This window comes from Sutterella sp. KLE1602 (assembly GCF_001578585.1).
GTDB classification, from domain to species: domain Bacteria; phylum Pseudomonadota; class Gammaproteobacteria; order Burkholderiales; family Burkholderiaceae_F; genus Sutterella; species Sutterella wadsworthensis_A.
The window spans coordinates 1-15,451 of record NZ_KQ968564.1 but is presented as its reverse complement, the minus strand read 5'-3'; the positions used below and the strand labels follow the sequence as shown (position 1 = coordinate 15,451).

11 protein-coding genes are annotated in these 15,451 nt (G+C 64.8%); all 11 read left to right on the top strand.

The window, feature by feature from the left end; all coding sequences use genetic code 11:
• Positions 1–15 precede the first annotated feature (15 nt).
• The 11 genes from HMPREF3036_RS09275 to HMPREF3036_RS09225 all read left to right on the top strand — a co-directional run bounded on the left by HMPREF3036_RS09275 (position 16) and on the right by HMPREF3036_RS09225 (position 15,442).
• Complete coding sequence (locus HMPREF3036_RS09275; protein ID WP_062333846.1) at positions 16–1,431, top strand: TraB/TrbI/VirB10 family type IV secretion system protein; 1,416 nt, start codon at positions 16–18, stop codon at positions 1,429–1,431.
• A gap of 27 nt (positions 1,432–1,458) precedes the next feature.
• Positions 1,459–2,214 carry a type IV conjugative transfer system lipoprotein TraV gene (gene traV / locus HMPREF3036_RS09270; RefSeq protein ID WP_062333842.1) on the top strand — a complete coding sequence of 252 codons (756 nt, stop codon included), beginning with the start codon at positions 1,459–1,461 and terminating at the stop codon, positions 2,212–2,214.
• Complete coding sequence (locus tag HMPREF3036_RS09265; protein WP_062333838.1) at positions 2,214–4,877, top strand: TraC family protein; 2,664 nt, start codon at positions 2,214–2,216, stop codon at positions 4,875–4,877. The genes traV and HMPREF3036_RS09265 overlap by 1 nt, the downstream gene beginning before the upstream one ends.
• The gene (locus HMPREF3036_RS09260) at positions 4,874–7,243 is read left to right on the top strand and encodes a hypothetical protein (protein WP_062333835.1); all 2,370 of its coding nucleotides are present in this window, start codon (positions 4,874–4,876) and stop codon (positions 7,241–7,243) included. Before HMPREF3036_RS09265 ends, HMPREF3036_RS09260 begins: the two co-directional genes overlap by 4 nt.
• A gap of 41 nt (positions 7,244–7,284) precedes the next feature.
• The gene (locus HMPREF3036_RS09255; protein WP_062333832.1) at positions 7,285–8,610 is read left to right on the top strand and encodes a hypothetical protein; all 1,326 of its coding nucleotides are present in this window, start codon (positions 7,285–7,287) and stop codon (positions 8,608–8,610) included.
• A complete protein-coding gene (locus tag HMPREF3036_RS09250; protein ID WP_062333829.1) occupies positions 8,610–9,653 on the top strand; it encodes a TraU family protein in 1,044 nt (347 codons plus the stop codon). Before HMPREF3036_RS09255 ends, HMPREF3036_RS09250 begins: the two co-directional genes overlap by 1 nt.
• 77 nt (positions 9,654–9,730) lie before the next feature.
• Positions 9,731–10,573 (top strand): hypothetical protein, encoded by an 843-nt coding sequence (locus HMPREF3036_RS09245; protein ID WP_156469806.1) that lies wholly within the window; start codon positions 9,731–9,733, stop codon positions 10,571–10,573.
• A 13-nt stretch (positions 10,574–10,586) separates the two neighbouring features.
• Complete coding sequence (locus HMPREF3036_RS09240; RefSeq protein WP_062333823.1) at positions 10,587–11,333, top strand: hypothetical protein; 747 nt, start codon at positions 10,587–10,589, stop codon at positions 11,331–11,333.
• 50 nt (positions 11,334–11,383) lie between these two features.
• The gene (locus HMPREF3036_RS09235) at positions 11,384–12,601 is read left to right on the top strand and encodes a hypothetical protein (RefSeq protein ID WP_156469805.1); all 1,218 of its coding nucleotides are present in this window, start codon (positions 11,384–11,386) and stop codon (positions 12,599–12,601) included.
• Between the two features lies 1 nt (position 12,602).
• Complete coding sequence (traN, locus tag HMPREF3036_RS09230) at positions 12,603–14,990, top strand: conjugal transfer protein TraN (protein ID WP_062333816.1); 2,388 nt, start codon at positions 12,603–12,605, stop codon at positions 14,988–14,990.
• A 26-nt stretch (positions 14,991–15,016) separates the two neighbouring features.
• Positions 15,017–15,442: a hypothetical protein gene (locus HMPREF3036_RS09225; RefSeq protein ID WP_062333813.1), complete on the top strand. Its 426-nt coding sequence runs from the start codon at positions 15,017–15,019 to the stop codon at positions 15,440–15,442.
• Positions 15,443–15,451: the final 9 nt, after the last annotated feature.

Genomic DNA, 15,451 nt, shown 5'->3' with positions numbered 1-15,451 from the left:
TCCCGGAGTGTCGTCATGCAGCTGAAGGACATTTTCTCCGCATCTTCTGACGGCGTCTCCCAGCCCTCGAACAACAGTCTCAGGTTCAAGCAGAAGGCGCTCGCCGCCACGATCCTCGCCACTCTGGCGATCATCGCCTTCATTGCTGTCGAGGCATCCGACACCAAGCCCGCCCGCAAGGCTCCGACCGAAGCGGCCATGATCACGCTGCGCCCCGACGGCACGGACAAGGACGTACTCATCGCCCGCTATGACGCAAACTTCCTTGCGCTCAGCCGCAGGATCGAGGAAGTGCAGCGCGAGGCCGCCGCCACCGAGACGCGACTGCGCGCGATCATCGCCGACCAGAAGTCCCGGCTCGAGACGCAGACAAGCGAAGTCAAGGACCTCAAGGCGATCGCAGGACGCGCGGGCCTTATGCCCCGTCCGGGCGAAACGCCCGAGGAGACCGAGGCCCGCATCAAGAGCCTGCTCAAGGCAAACGACGATGCGGCCTACATCTCGAAGCTCTCCTCCCAGTTCGGCTCGAAGACTCCCGGAAAGGTCTTTCACACCGATCCCGCCAGGAACACGAACGAACCCGCCTCTTCAATCGTCCCCGCGCTTCCCGACATCTCGGGCGGCGTGAAGGTTCCGGATGAAGCGCATGCGGCGGCGCGACAGGCGGTCTCGGGTCTGAGGCTCGCGATGGTGACGCTGCCGCCTCCCGCCCCACCGACGTCGCCCGCACCCCGTGTGGGGCCCTCGCCGACGCTCAACCCCGACACGCCTCTGCAGGTGAACAGAGCCGCGGGCACGACCGTCGAGGACTACCTGCCTGCAGGCTCCTTCGTGCGGGGCAGGCTGCTGACGGGGGTCTATGCCTCCACGGGCGCAGGTGCTGCGAGCCAGCCGCTTCCGATGGTGATCCGGCTTGAGGGCACGGCCGTGCTGCCCAATGCCTGGCGCAGTCAGGTGACGGCCTGCCACGTGACCGCCTCGGCCACGGGCGACCTCTCTTCCGAGCGCGCCTTCGTGAGGCTCGACAGGCTCTCTTGCGTCGGCAAGAAGGGAGAAGCACTCGACGTGCGCGTCTCCGGCTACGCCGTGGGCGAGGACGGCAAGGTGGGCGTGAGAGGAAAGCTCGTGACCCGATCGGGTCAGGCCATTGCCTCTGCTCTCTCCGTCGGCCTGCTCTCGGGACTGGGCGAATCGATCACCCGCTCTTCCGAGGAGGTGACGACGTCGATCACCGGCACGCAGAGCAAGCGATACAAGAACGCCTGGATGTCCGGCATGGGCGAAGGCCTCTCCGACTCCATGGACCGCATCACCGACTACTACCTGAGACTCGCCGACCGCATCTTCCCCGTGCTTGAGGTGGATGCCGGCCGCTCCGTCGACCTCGTCTTCTCGCAGGGCGTGCTGCTCGCCGATCCCTCGAAGCGATAACGACAAACACAACACAGGAATCCAGCCATGATTCGAAACGAGACCGCACGCTTTCTGCGCCGCACGGCCCCTGCACTTGCCACACTTCCCCTTGCCCTCGCCCTCTCGGGCTGCGGGACCCTCACGGGCCTCAACGCCGAGAACGACTTCAGCTGCCCGATGACGCCGGGGGTCTCCTGCCGTTCGCTCTCCGACACCTACGAGGACAGCGTCCGCGGCCGCACGCCCGACAGGATCGAACGCGACAAGGCAATCGAGGCCGCCTCGAAGGGCCTTCCAGAAATTGAAGGCACGAACGGAAAGGCCGCCGACGAAACGCCTGCGGGTCCCGCCGTTCATACGGTGAAGGCCGATGCGGCTCAGGCTTCCGTAGCCGCACCCGCCGCACGAGCGCCTGAGCGCCGATCTTCGCCCAAGCGCCTCCCCGAGGTGATCGTGACCATCTGGATCGCGCCCTGGACAGACGACGAAGGCGACTTTCATGAGGGTGAGATGATTCACGCCCGCGCCTTTGACGCCCGTTGGGCCGCAGCCCGGCGGCGAGCCGAAAGCGCCGACAGGGGCTCCGCCGTCGTGCGCCTTCCCTTCGAGCGCCGTCGTTCGGCGTTGAAGCACGCTCAGACTTCGGTCCCGAGAGTTCGTGCATCAGAGTCAGACGTCGCCTCTTCGCTCGGTGACGGCAGCCGCCGCTTCATCGAAGCCCAGAAGGCGGCCCTCAAGGGCACGCCCTATGACCCCGACGTCCTCGCGGAAAAGATGAAGGCTCCTGAGGAGAACCCGTGATGACCTCCTCAAAGAATCCCGTCAGGGAATTCATCGAAATCCTTCAGCGGATCAGGACAGGACACGAGAACCTGAAGGTCTCCTCCGGGATTCCCGGCTTCATTCCGGGTACGGGCGAGCGCGTCGACGCATTCTCAACGGCGCTCCCCTGGGAGTCCGCCACGCCAGACGGCCTCTTCACGCTGAAGGGCGACAAGCCCGAAAACCCCGAGGGACTCGGCTTTGCGATCGAGATCTTTCCGCAGACGGGCGTCACGTCCGAGATGGAGAAGACACTCATCGGCCTCGCGGCTCCGCTTGAAGCCGGATCCGTCCTCTCGATCACGGCCTTCGCGTCGTCGGCCGTAAGGGGCATTGCAGAGCTGATGGTTCCCGAAGCACGTGTGCCCGACGGGTTTCCGCCGCTGAGCCCGGAAGCCGAAGGCATCATCGACACGGCCACGAACTGGGCCGCCGAAAACCTCGTGAAGGGTGCGGTCGAGCAGCTCACGCCCCAGGCCCCCGTGTATCCGAGGCACTGGCGAGTCTGGCTCACGGTTGTCGTTCCGACGACGAAGCCCGACGACGAGGAGGTCCGTGAAAAGGTCCTCACCGCGCGCAGGGCCATTTCCGCCGTGCTCGAGCAGGCGGGGCTCTTCATGGGCGTGTGGGATGCGGACGTGCTCGTCGGCACGGCTTCCGAGATCCTCAACCCGCAGCTCGTGCGCTCGGGCGACTTCGTGCGTCCGTCCGCGAACCCGTTCGAGCCTCCGTCCGTTCAGGTGATGAAGGCCGACACGGAGGTGACGGTCGAGAAGCACCGCATCCGATTCGAGACGCTTGACAGGAAGTCCGCGGTTCATGCCGTGGGGCTTGGGGTCGAACACTACGGCGGGCACATCTCGCTCGCCCTCACAAGCCAGATGCTCGGCGAGCTCGGTCGTGGCGGCCATCAGATTCCGTGTCCCTTCCTCTTCACGAGCATCATCGCAGTTCTTGACTCCGCCTCCGAGCGCGTCAAGGCCGAGGGCCACCGCATGCGTGCGCTGCAGATGTCGCACACGCCCGTCTCGCAGATCAGTCCCTGGTATCCCGAAAAGGCGCGCCAGTGGACGATTGCCGTCAACAGCTTCCAGACCGAAGGGGGCATCGCGCGCGTAGCGCACCAGTACCTGCTCCTTGCACCTGCGGGACTTGAGGCCGAGGCCGTTCACGCCGCCCAGTCCATTGCACGCAAGGCGGGCATGGACGTGAGGCGCACGACCTGCCTTCATGCGCAGGCCCTGATGGGAGCCCTTCCGATGTGTGCGGGTCCGCTTCTCGTCGAGGACATGAAGAGGAGCTTCCGCATACAGCGCAGGACTCTTGCGACCGGTGTCTGCGGCTCGCCCGTGATGACCGAGTGGCAGGGAACGCCGATTCGCGACGACCGTGACCGCAGGACTCCGCTTCTCACGCTCGTGGGCCGACGCGGCCAGATCATGCACGTGGATCCCTTTGCGAACGCGAGCGGGAACTATTCGGTGACGATCGTGGGCAAGCCCGGTTCGGGCAAGTCCGTCGTGATGAACCAGCTGGCCTTCAGCTGCCTCGCGCAGGGCGGGCTCGTCTGGATCATCGACGTGGGACGGTCCTATGAAAAGACCTGCGCGGTGCTCGACGGGGCCTTTCTCGTCTTCGACAAGGAGCACGTCTGGGATCTCAATCCCTTTGCGATCCTCGAGGCCCTTGCGGGCGACGACCGCTCCGAAGGGATCGAATCGGTGGTGTCGATTCTGGGCGAACTCGTCTCGCCCGGCCGTCCTCTTCCCGACCTCGAGCGCAGCGTGCTCATTCAGCTCACGGCCTCGGCCGCTCAGATGGCGGCGATGCAGGGAAGGCTTGCGACCCTTGCCGACCTCGATGCGCTTCTTGCAGAACGCGCCGTTCACGACAGGCGACTTGACGACCTGCGCATGCAGCTCGAGCCCTACCTCAATGGTCCACTCGCGCGTTGGTTCGACGGCTCGGGCCGTCCGATCGACTTCAGCAGCCGCCTTACGGTGCTCGAGCTCGAGGGCCTCTCCGCTCACCCCGCGCTTCGTCAGGCGGTTCTGATGACGCTGATGCTCTGGATCGAAAAGACGATGTCGCTCGACCGCCGTACCGTGAAGCTCGTCCTCATCGACGAAGCCTGGGACCTGATGGGTTCGGGCCACAGCGGGAAGTTCATCGCCTCGGGCTTTCGTCGTGCGCGAAAGCACAAGGGCGGGTTCGTGGTTGCCACGCAGTCGCTTGCAGACTTCTTCAAGAGCGAGACGGCCGAGGCCGCCTGGAGCTGCGCCGACACGCGCATCTATCTGAGGCAGGACGCCGAATGTCTTTCGAGCCTTGAGGCGAAGGGGCAGCTCGCGACCGACCCGTGGTTCAGGGCAGCGTTGCCGTCACTCACGACCGTTCGCGGAGCGTGGTCCGAAATGATCGTGAAGGTGGGCGATGCGCCGCCCGCGATCGGACGCCTCGTGCTTGACCGCTTCATGCAGGTCCTCTACTCGTCGCTGCCCGCCGAAGTCTCCGCCGTCAATGCATGGCGCGAGGCGGGTGCAACGATGGCCGCTTCCGTGAGCGCCGTCGCCAACGGCGCATTCGAACCCACGCCCGAAGCCCTTGCAGCCCTCAACCGAAATCAGGAATCCGACCGATGACCGAACAAAAGAACAGCAGCGAAAAGACGGAAAAGACCGACAAGTCAGACAAGGCCTCCGCTCCGAAGAAGCACACGATCGAGCCGAAGTCGGCCCGAGGCGCGAGCACGACGGCAAGAAGGAAGACCGCGAAGGAAGCCGACGACGCCCTTCAGGACAAGATCGAGAAGGCCCGTGCAGGCGCAATGCCCGAGCGCAGGGAACCCGCGGCCGCAGGAGAATCCGCCGGCCTTCCACCCGTGCAGACCGTGCGCGCCATGCCGCAAATCAACAGGAAGAAGGACGAGACGACGTCCGACGAGAAGGCCGTTGCAAAGAAGCCGTCCGCCCCCGTCAAGATGCCCGAGCGTGACGCCACGGGACGTTTTCTCCCGTCCGAGGAGAAGGCGAAGAAGCCCCGGGCAAAGGCCAGGGCTCAGCAGGCCAGGTCCGAAGACGTGAAGAAGCCCTCGGAAAAGCCCGAAGCGAAGCCCGCGCAGAAAACGGCGCAGAAGTCCGAGCCCAAGGAGACTCAGAAGGCTCCGAAACAGGTCGAGCCGAAGGTCGAAACCAAGACGGAAAGCCAGCCCGCTCAGAAAACGCAGGAAGCGAAAGCCGCGAAGAAGCCCGAAGGCCCGGTCACGTCCGCCGCACCCGCAGCGCCCGTCCCCCACGTCAAGCCCGTCCTCTCCCTGCTGATGGATGAGGCCCCGTCCGGGGTCATGACGGACATGAAGGCGGACGACCGTCCAGCGCCCGGAGAAGTCCGCGGAAAACCCGCGGACGAAACGAACGAAGCGCCATCTTCGCCTGTCCTCAGACCTTCCGGCAGTCAGTCCCCGAACGGTTCCCGAATCATCGACATCGAAGGCGAAGAAGACGAAGAGGAGGACTACGACGACATTCCCGACCCGGCGGTCTCGGTTTCCGAATCGGCCGACGACGATGAGATCGATGATGACGAGCCTGACGACGATGACGATCAGTCTTCTGCCGACCGGCCCGTGAAAAAGCCCGTTTCCGTGATCCGTCCCGCGGCCGAGGACCCCGAACACGTTGAGCTCGACAGTCAGGGGCGTCCCTACCACGCGACCGAGGTTCTCTCCGGCCGCCGCACGCCCGTGCGCGTCAAGCCGCCCGTTGAGGAACCCGCCGATCCGTCAAGGACCGTGGACCTCGAGGCCGAGCGCATTGATGCCGAGCATACGGCGAGGCAGGCCCTTCTCAGGCTTCACGCCCGAACCCAGCCCACGCGTGCCGAACTGGCTTCGATGCTGGTCTCCAGGAAGATCGAGCAGATGGAGCGCGGCAATCCTGCATTCGAGAAGGATCCCTCTCAGGAAGGTGATTCGGATTCCGTTGCCGACCGGAACGAGGACGCCCGCAGCAAGGGTTGGAACTCGCTCTGGGGAAACGGCGTTCGCGATGCCGCGGCCGAGCAGAACGCGTTGGTCGACGTGCGTCGTCCGCCGCGCTATGCGTTTGACGAGGAAGAACGTCCTCAGGTCGAGCGTGACGAAGCCTATGCCCGCCGCATGGATGCCTGGGAAAAGGACGTGATGGCGGAGAGTGAATCCCGCGACCAGCGCGTGTCGTGCCGCGGCCCGAAGCCCGGTCCCCGCGTTCCCGTCCGCACGGGCACGCACGAGACGCTCGGCGGCTTTCCGACCCCGCACCAGACTCGCGCCTGGAAGGCCGAAGGCGGTGAAGAAGAGGAGCGCGAATCGCGTCTTGACATCGTTCGTGAAAGGCTCAACCGCCTTCATGCACGCTGGTCGGGGCTCGAGGGGTGTCTCAGGGCGGCGCTTGCCGTTGCCTGCGTCTCTTCCGTGGCCGCCTTTGCCGCCTGGACGACGGCGAAGTCGGTCGTGCCCGACCTCACGGTCATGCACACGCCCGTATCGGTCACGGCCGTCGTGGCCGACGAGGAGATCAGGAACCTGATGCTGATGACGGCGCTCCTTGACGCCAGGGGAATTCCGACGGGCCGAACGGCTCCTCAAGTCGACAGCGTGTATCTGACGGGCGAACTCAGAAAGATCATCGTCACGGACAACGAAGCCTCGCGCATGTCGCTGCCGCTTGACGACCGTCTCTTCAGGGCCGCCGTGATGGAGGCAGCCGACAGGGCGGGCGCGCCTGTCCTCTCGCGATCTGCGGTGCTGGCCATGCCCGACACCGCTCATTCCACGACGGGGCGCACGCTTGACGTGACTCACCTCGTCATCGAGCGCCTCGGCCTCAAGAACGTGTCGGCCGCTGCCGCACGCGAAGTGGTCTCGGGCCTCATGAGTCCCTCGGGGCTTTCCGCCGCCATGACGGCCGTCCCCAACGCCACGACGACCGCGCCTTCGGCCTCCGCCGAAGCATCCGTCAAAAACCGCTGACAAACAACGCTGAAAACAGCCATTCGATAAAAAGCACAAACATGAATCAAGTGACCCCGCCTTCAGGCGTGAAGGGCTCCGCGCCCGTCTCGCCCGCTCCGAAGAGCAACGTCGCCGTGGAGCCCGGAGAGCAGTTCTACGAGCGTGCGCTCCGGAGGCGCATCCGCTCCTGGCCCGACGTGTCGGCCGCGGGCTTTCTGACGGTCGAACTTTCGCAGTACCTCAAGGGTACGGGCGGTGCGACGGCCGAGGCCGTGATGGCAGCGCTCCTGCGTCTCGGGCACGACGGCCTCGTGGCCAACGGCAGGCGTCTGGCCTCGAGGCTCGACACGCTCACCGTTTCCGAAGCCCGTGACGTGCTCGAAGCGTGCGGCCTTGCGGCAGAACGCCATGCCCGCGCCATGACGAGGGCCTGCGAGAAGGATCCCGAGGGGATTTCCGAACGCGAGGCCCGCGAGCGCGCGCTCTGCCCCGCAGTGACCGCAAGGCTCACGGGCACGTACCAGGCCATTCCCTGGGACGCCCGTCACGACGGCCATCTTGCTTCGCGTGAAGTCTCGCGTGCGGCCGGTCTCGTTCGCTGGGCCCATGCGCTCACGTCCGAGCGTTCTTCGCGCGTGCATCTGGCCGTCGGCCGTTCGCTTCTCTTCGGACGAGGTGCTGCCGACGTCTGGAAGCACCGTCGTCCGCTCGTCTTCATCGACCGCATCAACGCCTACACAGTGAAGCTCGTCACCGACTGCTGGACCGCCGATCCGCAGACTGCCGTCGTCTATGCGGGCAACAGCGTCCCCGCGACGAATCCGTTCGACGCGTGGGAGATTCCGCTCGTCGTCGATACGCGCGGCTTTCTGCGTGCGCTCCTTGCCGTCGACAAGATGCCGTGTCTGATCGAACCCCGCCTCGGCGGCTTTACGGTGACCTGCGCCACGGGCCGCGTCGACCCGAAGGGCTTTCGCGACGGCGAGAAGCTCGCCCCCTGGATGAAGACCCTTGCCGAAATCGGTCTCATCAACGCCTATGACGAGGCCGCAAGGGCGGGCAATGTTCCCGCCTTCACGGGAGCCGAAGCCTGCGTCTGGGCCGAGCGCTTCAAGTCGCTCCTCTCCGTGACGCTTGCGCTCGACAACTCCGCCCGCCGGGGGCTTGAAGTCGACGAAAAGGCACTCGAAGCCGCCGCACGCCAGCGCGAGAATTACGTGGCCGTGAGAAACGAAATGACCTCGATTCTCGAAAAGCTCGCCGACGGCGCACACGAACTCCGTGAGGCCGAGCTTGCCCAAAGGGCCGAACGCCGGGCAAAGCAGCGCGAAGAACGCAAGGCCCAAAGGGCCGCCCGTCTCGCCCGACGTGAGGAGAACGCCTGATGCGCCCGCTTTCCTTTCTTCTTGCGGGCGCGGCGATGTTCGTCGCGGCCCTTACGGTGAATGCCGCCACGGTCTGTCAGGGCAAGATCCTCAATCCCGTCACCGACGTCTGCTGGAGCTGCGTCTTTCCCGTGAAGATCGGCGGCAAGGCCTCGCTCACCACCTCGGTTCTGCCCGACCCCGACACGGGTGCGGGCGGGCCGTTCTGCACCTGTGGCAAAGGCCTCAACCTGAGGGCCGGCGTCACGTTCAGCTTCTGGGAGCCCCTTCGTACGGCGGAGATCGTTCGTCATGCGGGGTGTCTTCCCTCGATGGGCGGCGTGAACATGGGCGACATGGGGCTTCGCATATCAGACCACGTGAAGGTGCATTCGCACGAGCCCGACGGATCGATGAAGCGGCACACGGACTTTCGTCAGGTGCACTGGTATGCGACGCCCTGGCTCTTCATTCTCGAGGCGCTCCTTGACGACGGGTGTCTGGACCAGCAGACGTTCGACCTCGCCTACATGTCCGAACTTGATCCCCTATGGGACGACACGCTCTCGAGCTTCATCCTGAACCCGGACACCGCGCTCTTTGCGAATCCGATCGCCCAGGGCGCGTGCGCCGCCGACTGCACGTCCGCCTCTTCGGGCCTTCCCCAGAACTCCCTCTACTGGTGCTCGGGCTGTCAGGGGAACGTCTTTCCGCTCACGGGCTGGAGCGCTTCGCTCACCTCCCACACGGCCGTCTGGCAGCTGATGACCCACCGCTTTGCGATGAAGCTCTCGCGCGAGGGGCTGCTTCTTGCCGCCCACGGCTCGAAGGGGCTCTGCGAGTCCTTCTACGAGCCCCTGATGCGAAAGGACGTCTGGCGCACCCAGCTCGTCTGGCCCGCGCACTCGGGGAAGAACACCGACGGCTCCTGCTGCAGCCCGCTCGGGCGCACCACCGTCGTCTCGGGCTCGGGAAAGAGCTGGAGTCCCGGCGGCGAGGACGGCGTGGTACTCGTCTGGCGACGCCGCGACTGCTGCTCGATGTCCGCGAAATGGGGCGGATGAGCCCGACAACACCCTGCATTCAAGTCCTTTGCGGGAATTCATAAACCCAAAACCCAAGAAAGACAATGGAGATTCTCATGAAGCACGAATCCAACGACACGCCGCCCTTTGCGCCCGACGCCCCCATCAGCCGGAGCCTTTTCGTGAGGCCCAACCTCATCGAGCGCCTCTGCGCCTCGGCGCTTCGCCTCTGCCTGCTCGTCTGCATTCCGGCCGCCGCATCGGTCTTCCTGATCAGCCTTGCCGACTCGGCCGAAGCCGCCTGCACGTCCGAACCTTCTCAGCACTACGAGGTGACGACGCTCATTGCCGACCATCCCGTGCAGACCTCGTCGGACCCCGACTTCGAGGAGATCCTCAAGGCCAACGCCCGCATTGCCGTGGAGTCGGGTGAATGGTCCCGCCGTGTGAAGCGAAAGGAAGAGACGCTCATTCAATGGATGCGGTCCCCGGTCTTTCCTGAATTCCGTCCGATGGCCGTCCAGACCACGCTCATTCGCAGACCCACGGGTCTTTCGGTTGAGGACATCAGGCGCGCCGAGCTCTTCAACGACGTGAGCCGCCTCCTTCTCTTCTTCGACTCCCGTGCGGGCGGCCAGGTCAACTTCGCGATGAAGATGCTCTCCACCGCCTCCTTCGCCATTCGTCCCGTCGTGGCGGCGGGCAGCGTTGCGTTCGCTCAGGAAAAGCTCGGCACGCGCGTCTGGGCAGACCAGGGCTCGGTCCTCACGCGCCGTCTCGGTCTCAATCACTGGCCCGCCCTCGTGAAACTCACGCCGTCGGAAATCTCCGTCTGGACACCTGCGCTCAATGCCGACGGCATTCCGGATTCCCCCGTCCCCGCCGGCCTTGCTTCGAAGGAGTCCATCGACCTCTCCGCACCCGCCGTTCGCCCCTCCACAACGAAAACCCTCCGTTAACGAGAGAGCCGTCATGAATTTTGTGTCCACGTTCGGCGCTGCCGCCCTGTCCTGCCTTCTGCTCCCCGCCGCCTTCGCTTCGGCCCCCGCAGGCTCCGCTCTCGAATCCTCGTCCGCCGCGATTGCGCCCGAGGTCCGTGAAGTGGAGAAGGCCCCGTCTTCTGAGCTCTCCGCCGCGCCTTCCGCTTCTTCGTCTCCTGAAGTCTCTTCGGACTCCAGGTCCGACAACTCGAACACTTGGCGACCCCGCATCACGATTCTGCTCGACACGGGGATGACGTCCTCGCTCGTCGAGACGGCGGCCGAGGAACTCAAGCTCGTGGGTGACGCTGCGGACGTCGAGGTCCTCGTTCGAGGTCTCCCCGTGACGCGCACCCCGACGGGTTACCGGACCGACTTCGAAGCAACGTCCGAACGTCTTGCGCCGCTCGTTGACGCAGGCTTCGGAGCCGCGATCCATCCTGAACGCTTCGCCTTCCTTCTGGCCCTTGCCGAAGAGGGTCTAGAGGCGGGCGGCAGGCTCGATGCGAGGACCGAAGAGGTTTACGAAGTGATGACCGCCGCGCCCACCGCACCCGCCGTTCTCCTCACGATCGGCCGCAGCGTCTATGCGGTCTCGGGCACGGCCTCCATCGTCTCGGCCCTTTCTCAGTGGCGTCGCACGCTCGCCGACGCCGTCATGGACGAATCGGACCGCACCCGCATCGCCGCCCTTCAAACCGTACTCGACGAAACGCCGCTCGGCCGAATCGCGCCCTGAACACCCAAAACCGCACCCTGGAACCCAATCTCTACACCTCTTTGAGAGCCATGACCCGTACAGTTCCCGTTCGATGTCTCATTTCACTCATGACGTTCGCGCTCGGTCTCTCCATTGCCCTGCCCTCGCACGCCGTGACGGTTGCCGAGGCCGTTGCCGCTGCGCGCAACACTCAGCTTCCCGACATCGACGGGATCATGGCGAACCACGACGGCGTGCTTGATGCCGTGGGCGGCGGGTCGACCGAAGGTCTCGACGACGTCAAGAACCTCTGGGCCGACGGCAAGGGCACGCTCACGGGTTCGGCCGAAGCCACCGTGATCGAGTGTCGCGGCAAGACCGACACGACCTGCCGCGCCATTCAGGTGCTCGACAAGGGCTTCCCGGAGCGTCCCGTCATCGGCGAGGATGTGCTCGCGGGCCGCGACGAGATCGTCAACAATCCGACCGTAACGCCGGACGACAACGACACCTGCAAGGACGTGACCATCGAAGCCGCCCCCGTCGAGGTGACGAAGACCTGTCGAGCGGGCGGCTGGTGGAACGAGAAGGCCTGCCGCATCGGCCCCGTCGAGATCGGCAAGGTCACGGCAAAGTACTTTGCATGCGCCGAAGGCGAAGGCACGTCCTCCGAGCGCTCCTGCCTCACGACCGTCTCAGGAAAGCCCGCATCCTCCGTCTGGACCGAGCGATGCTTCTTCGGCAAGGAATCCTCCGCCGCCTCCGGTACCGTCACCGAAGAGACCTCGGCCGTCGCACGCGCGATCTTCTCGGGCGTGTGCACCTCCACCGACGCCACGACCGAAACGGTCAAGTGCAGTGAAGTCCTCGAGTCGAACCACGACCACGGCTGCGTCCAGGGCGACAAGACCACCGCACGCGTCAACGGTGAATACAGTCTCAGCCACGACCCCTGTTCCGACGGCGACATCCTCATCGGCCAGCACACCTGCGGCAACTCCTCCTATCTGGCCATCCAGGTGAAGGGGTTCAAGTCCACGCGAATCTCGCTCGGCTACACCCTACGAAACATCGCCCACCGTACGAACAGCAGCTGCAAGGCCGACTACGAATGGACGAAGCGTGAATGCTCCGGCCCCACCTGCACGGCCAAGCTCGGAGCCCGCGTCTATTACAACGGCTACATGACGGGCTCCATGAGGCTCACCCTCACCTACGTGAACGAGTCCTACTACATCAAGGAAGAATGGGTCGACCACTGCGCCTCGATCCGCCCCAAGAAGGCTCCGACTGCGGAGGGCTCCTGACATGCGCCGCCTCTTTTCGCTCTTCCCTCTTCTTCTCCCGCTGCCGAACCTCGTTCAGGCGGCTGATCCCGTCTGCACGCTCGAGAACCGCGTCTGCGCCGAGAACAACAATTCCGGGAAGTGCATTCGCTACGAGAACACCTTCACCTGCGTGACGCTCAATCCCGCGGGCTCTCGCTGCACGGTCGACGCCAATCCGACGCTCACTGACTGCACGCTCTCCGCGCCCGTCTGTTCAGCCGAGTCCGGCGGCATTTGCCTCGAGACCACGACCGACTTTGTCTGCAAGTCCGAACCCACGGGCGAAGGCATCCGCATCGACGACACCTCCGTCACAGTCTCCTACTCGAAGGAAACCAAGGGCGAAATCCCTGCCGGCTGCATCATCGGGGCCGAAGTCTGCCTCGACGACGACGCGCGCGACATCGAGGTCGAAAACTGGGAGGGACACTTCGTCTCCGCCAATCCCATCTGCTGGGTGACCGAACACACGATCCTCTGTCCCTCCGTCGACGGCGCGGCCTCCTGCCAGAAGCTCGAACTCGCGGGCTGCCAAAAGCTCACCGACCCCGTCTGCGAAACCGAGGAACACGGCGTGTGCGTGCGCTGGTCCTCAACCTATCGCTGCACGCGTGACGAAGTCATCGGCGACGACATCATCACCGACGACGTCGTGACGACGCCCGGCGACGTGACCGAGGACGACTCGGCCTGCCGGAAGGAGCTCGAGGATGCGGCCGCCCGGGGCGAAAACTGCACCGTCAAGTCCAAGGTCTGCGTGAAGACCGACCCCACGGGCGTCCTCCCTTGTCTCGAATACCGCACGACCATGACCTGCACATCGTCGTCGACCGACACCTGCGGCTCCCTGAAAAACCTTTCGGCTTCGGGCGACTGCATGCTTGCGGCCGAGCCCGAATGTACCCTCACGGACGCCGACGGCAACTGTCGCCGAACCGAGTCGACTTATGTCTGCACGGCGTCCGTCACTTCCGAATCCGTCTCACCCGCCACCTTCCTCAAGGCCATGACGGTCACGAACTGGCGCGTGAGCGACGACTGTCTCCTTGACGACGGCTCCGTCATGACTGCTTCCCTTTCGCTCCTCTCGCGCGCGAGCACCACCGACAATTCGTCGGGTTGCATACTGGTGTCGCGCACCTGCATCGAGGGCGAGGGCCTGCGCTTTGTTGAAGGCCGTCCCGCCTACCGCGCCTGCTGGGCATGGGAGGAGAAGTGGACCTGCAGGGCCGAAGGCAACGAATGTCTCGAGTACGAGAAGGACCCGTCCTGCAAGCTCGTCTCCGAAACCTGCTCCGACGGCAGCACCGACTGTCCCCGACCCTCACGCGTCTACTCGTGCACGCATCCCGGCCTCTCCGCCTCCGTGGGCCAGGTCTGCGACGGTCAGATCTGCGTGGGCGACCAGTGCCAGGACGTGGGCGACACGGCCGACGGCGACTTCATCGACGCAATCCTTCAGCTTGAGATCGGACGGCAGCTCTCCGTCTACGGCGACACCAACGTCAACGAATTCTTCGGCGGCACGGTCTCCACCTGCCGCGACCGCATGGCGGCCGAGACCTGCTGCCGCGCCGACGCTGCCCCCAACACCTCGAACGCCGCCTTCGGCCAGTACCTCCTCTTCGGCGTTGCCGCAGGCGTCGAATTCGTCAAGTGGATCGGCTCGCCCTACGTCTACGACCTCCTCTCCTGGTCGGACAAGACCTCGTGGCTCCTCAACAAGATCTACGGCTCGTCGGGCACGGGTGCCTACTCCCCCACGTTCTCCTTCTGGGGTGCAACCGCCCAGTACTCCGAGTCCGCAGGCTGGACCTTCAACTTCTCTTCCACGGGCTTCGTCTCCGCCATGGCCAGCCAGTTCTGGAACAAGTACCAGAGCTGCCGCGCAACGGACCAGCGCACCGCACTCGCCAAGACCCAGCGACTCTGCCACTACGTGGGCACCACCTGCGAGAAGAAGGTGACGGGGCTCGGCTGCGTCGAAACCGCCGAAAAGCACGTCTGCTTCAACTCCCGCCTTGCCCGCATTCTCAACGAGCAGGGCCGCCCGCAGCTCGGACGCGACTTCGGCAACCCGATCAAGCCCGACGCCCGCGGCTTCACGATCGACGAATTCGCAAAGCTCGACTTCTCGAAGATGGACCTCTCCGAATTCATCGCCGACATCGTCAAGGAAGTTACGGCCCGAGGAAACATTTCCGCCGAGGCCGCAGCCGCACGCGCCAAGGAACGCATCGAGGCCATGGTCAAGGGGGAACTCGCCACTACGGCCAAGCTCCCCGGCGCTTCCGACACCGTCGCCTCCAAAGACCAGCCCACGAAACCCGACGGCACGGGCGGCCCCTCCACCCCGAGCTCGAAGTGAACCTCTCGTCCATTCAAACACCGACCATGAAGATCAACATCATCACCGAAATGATCCTCGCCGCGCTCTGCCCGCTCCTTTTTGCAGGCACCGTTGCTGACGCATTCGCAGGACCTCTTCCGTCCACAGGCGGCCATCCGCTCGATTCATCCCTTTCGAATGCGCAGGGCGAATTCGCGTCTTACGCCCCCGCTCGTCCTCACGATTCACCCGACGTTCGTCATCCGTCCACTTGGTGGGACGAGGACGTCTGGGCAGATCCCGATCGTCCCTTCCTTTATTACGGCGACAACGCGGTGCCCGACATGCGACCGGGCTCTACCGTCGAGCCGCCCGAACCCCAGTCTGTCGTCATGCCCGATGAAAAGCCCTTCGACCCCGAGGACTTCACCGCCTTCAAGACCGTCGAAGGTGTGTGTCTTTCCAGCCCCTGTGCTAAGGTACTCCCATGAGCACGAAAT

What these genes read in the sequence shown, in the direction of transcription:
- HMPREF3036_RS09240 (WP_062333823.1), top strand. Translation starts at nt 10,587, where the DNA reads ATGAATTTTGTGTCCACGTTCGGCGCTGCCGCCCTGTCCTGCCTTCTG.
- HMPREF3036_RS09235 (WP_156469805.1), top strand. Translation starts at nt 11,384, where the DNA reads ATGACCCGTACAGTTCCCGTTCGATGTCTCATTTCACTCATGACGTTC.
- HMPREF3036_RS09260 (WP_062333835.1), top strand. Translation starts at nt 4,874, where the DNA reads ATGACCGAACAAAAGAACAGCAGCGAAAAGACGGAAAAGACCGACAAG.
- HMPREF3036_RS09225 (WP_062333813.1), top strand. Translation starts at nt 15,017, where the DNA reads ATGAAGATCAACATCATCACCGAAATGATCCTCGCCGCGCTCTGCCCG.
- traN (WP_062333816.1), top strand. Translation starts at nt 12,603, where the DNA reads ATGCGCCGCCTCTTTTCGCTCTTCCCTCTTCTTCTCCCGCTGCCGAAC.
- traV (WP_062333842.1), top strand. Translation starts at nt 1,459, where the DNA reads ATGATTCGAAACGAGACCGCACGCTTTCTGCGCCGCACGGCCCCTGCA.
- HMPREF3036_RS09275 (WP_062333846.1), top strand. Translation starts at nt 16, where the DNA reads ATGCAGCTGAAGGACATTTTCTCCGCATCTTCTGACGGCGTCTCCCAG.
- HMPREF3036_RS09265 (WP_062333838.1), top strand. Translation starts at nt 2,214, where the DNA reads ATGACCTCCTCAAAGAATCCCGTCAGGGAATTCATCGAAATCCTTCAG.
- HMPREF3036_RS09245 (WP_156469806.1), top strand. Translation starts at nt 9,731, where the DNA reads ATGAAGCACGAATCCAACGACACGCCGCCCTTTGCGCCCGACGCCCCC.
- HMPREF3036_RS09250 (WP_062333829.1), top strand. Translation starts at nt 8,610, where the DNA reads ATGCGCCCGCTTTCCTTTCTTCTTGCGGGCGCGGCGATGTTCGTCGCG.
- HMPREF3036_RS09255 (WP_062333832.1), top strand. Translation starts at nt 7,285, where the DNA reads ATGAATCAAGTGACCCCGCCTTCAGGCGTGAAGGGCTCCGCGCCCGTC.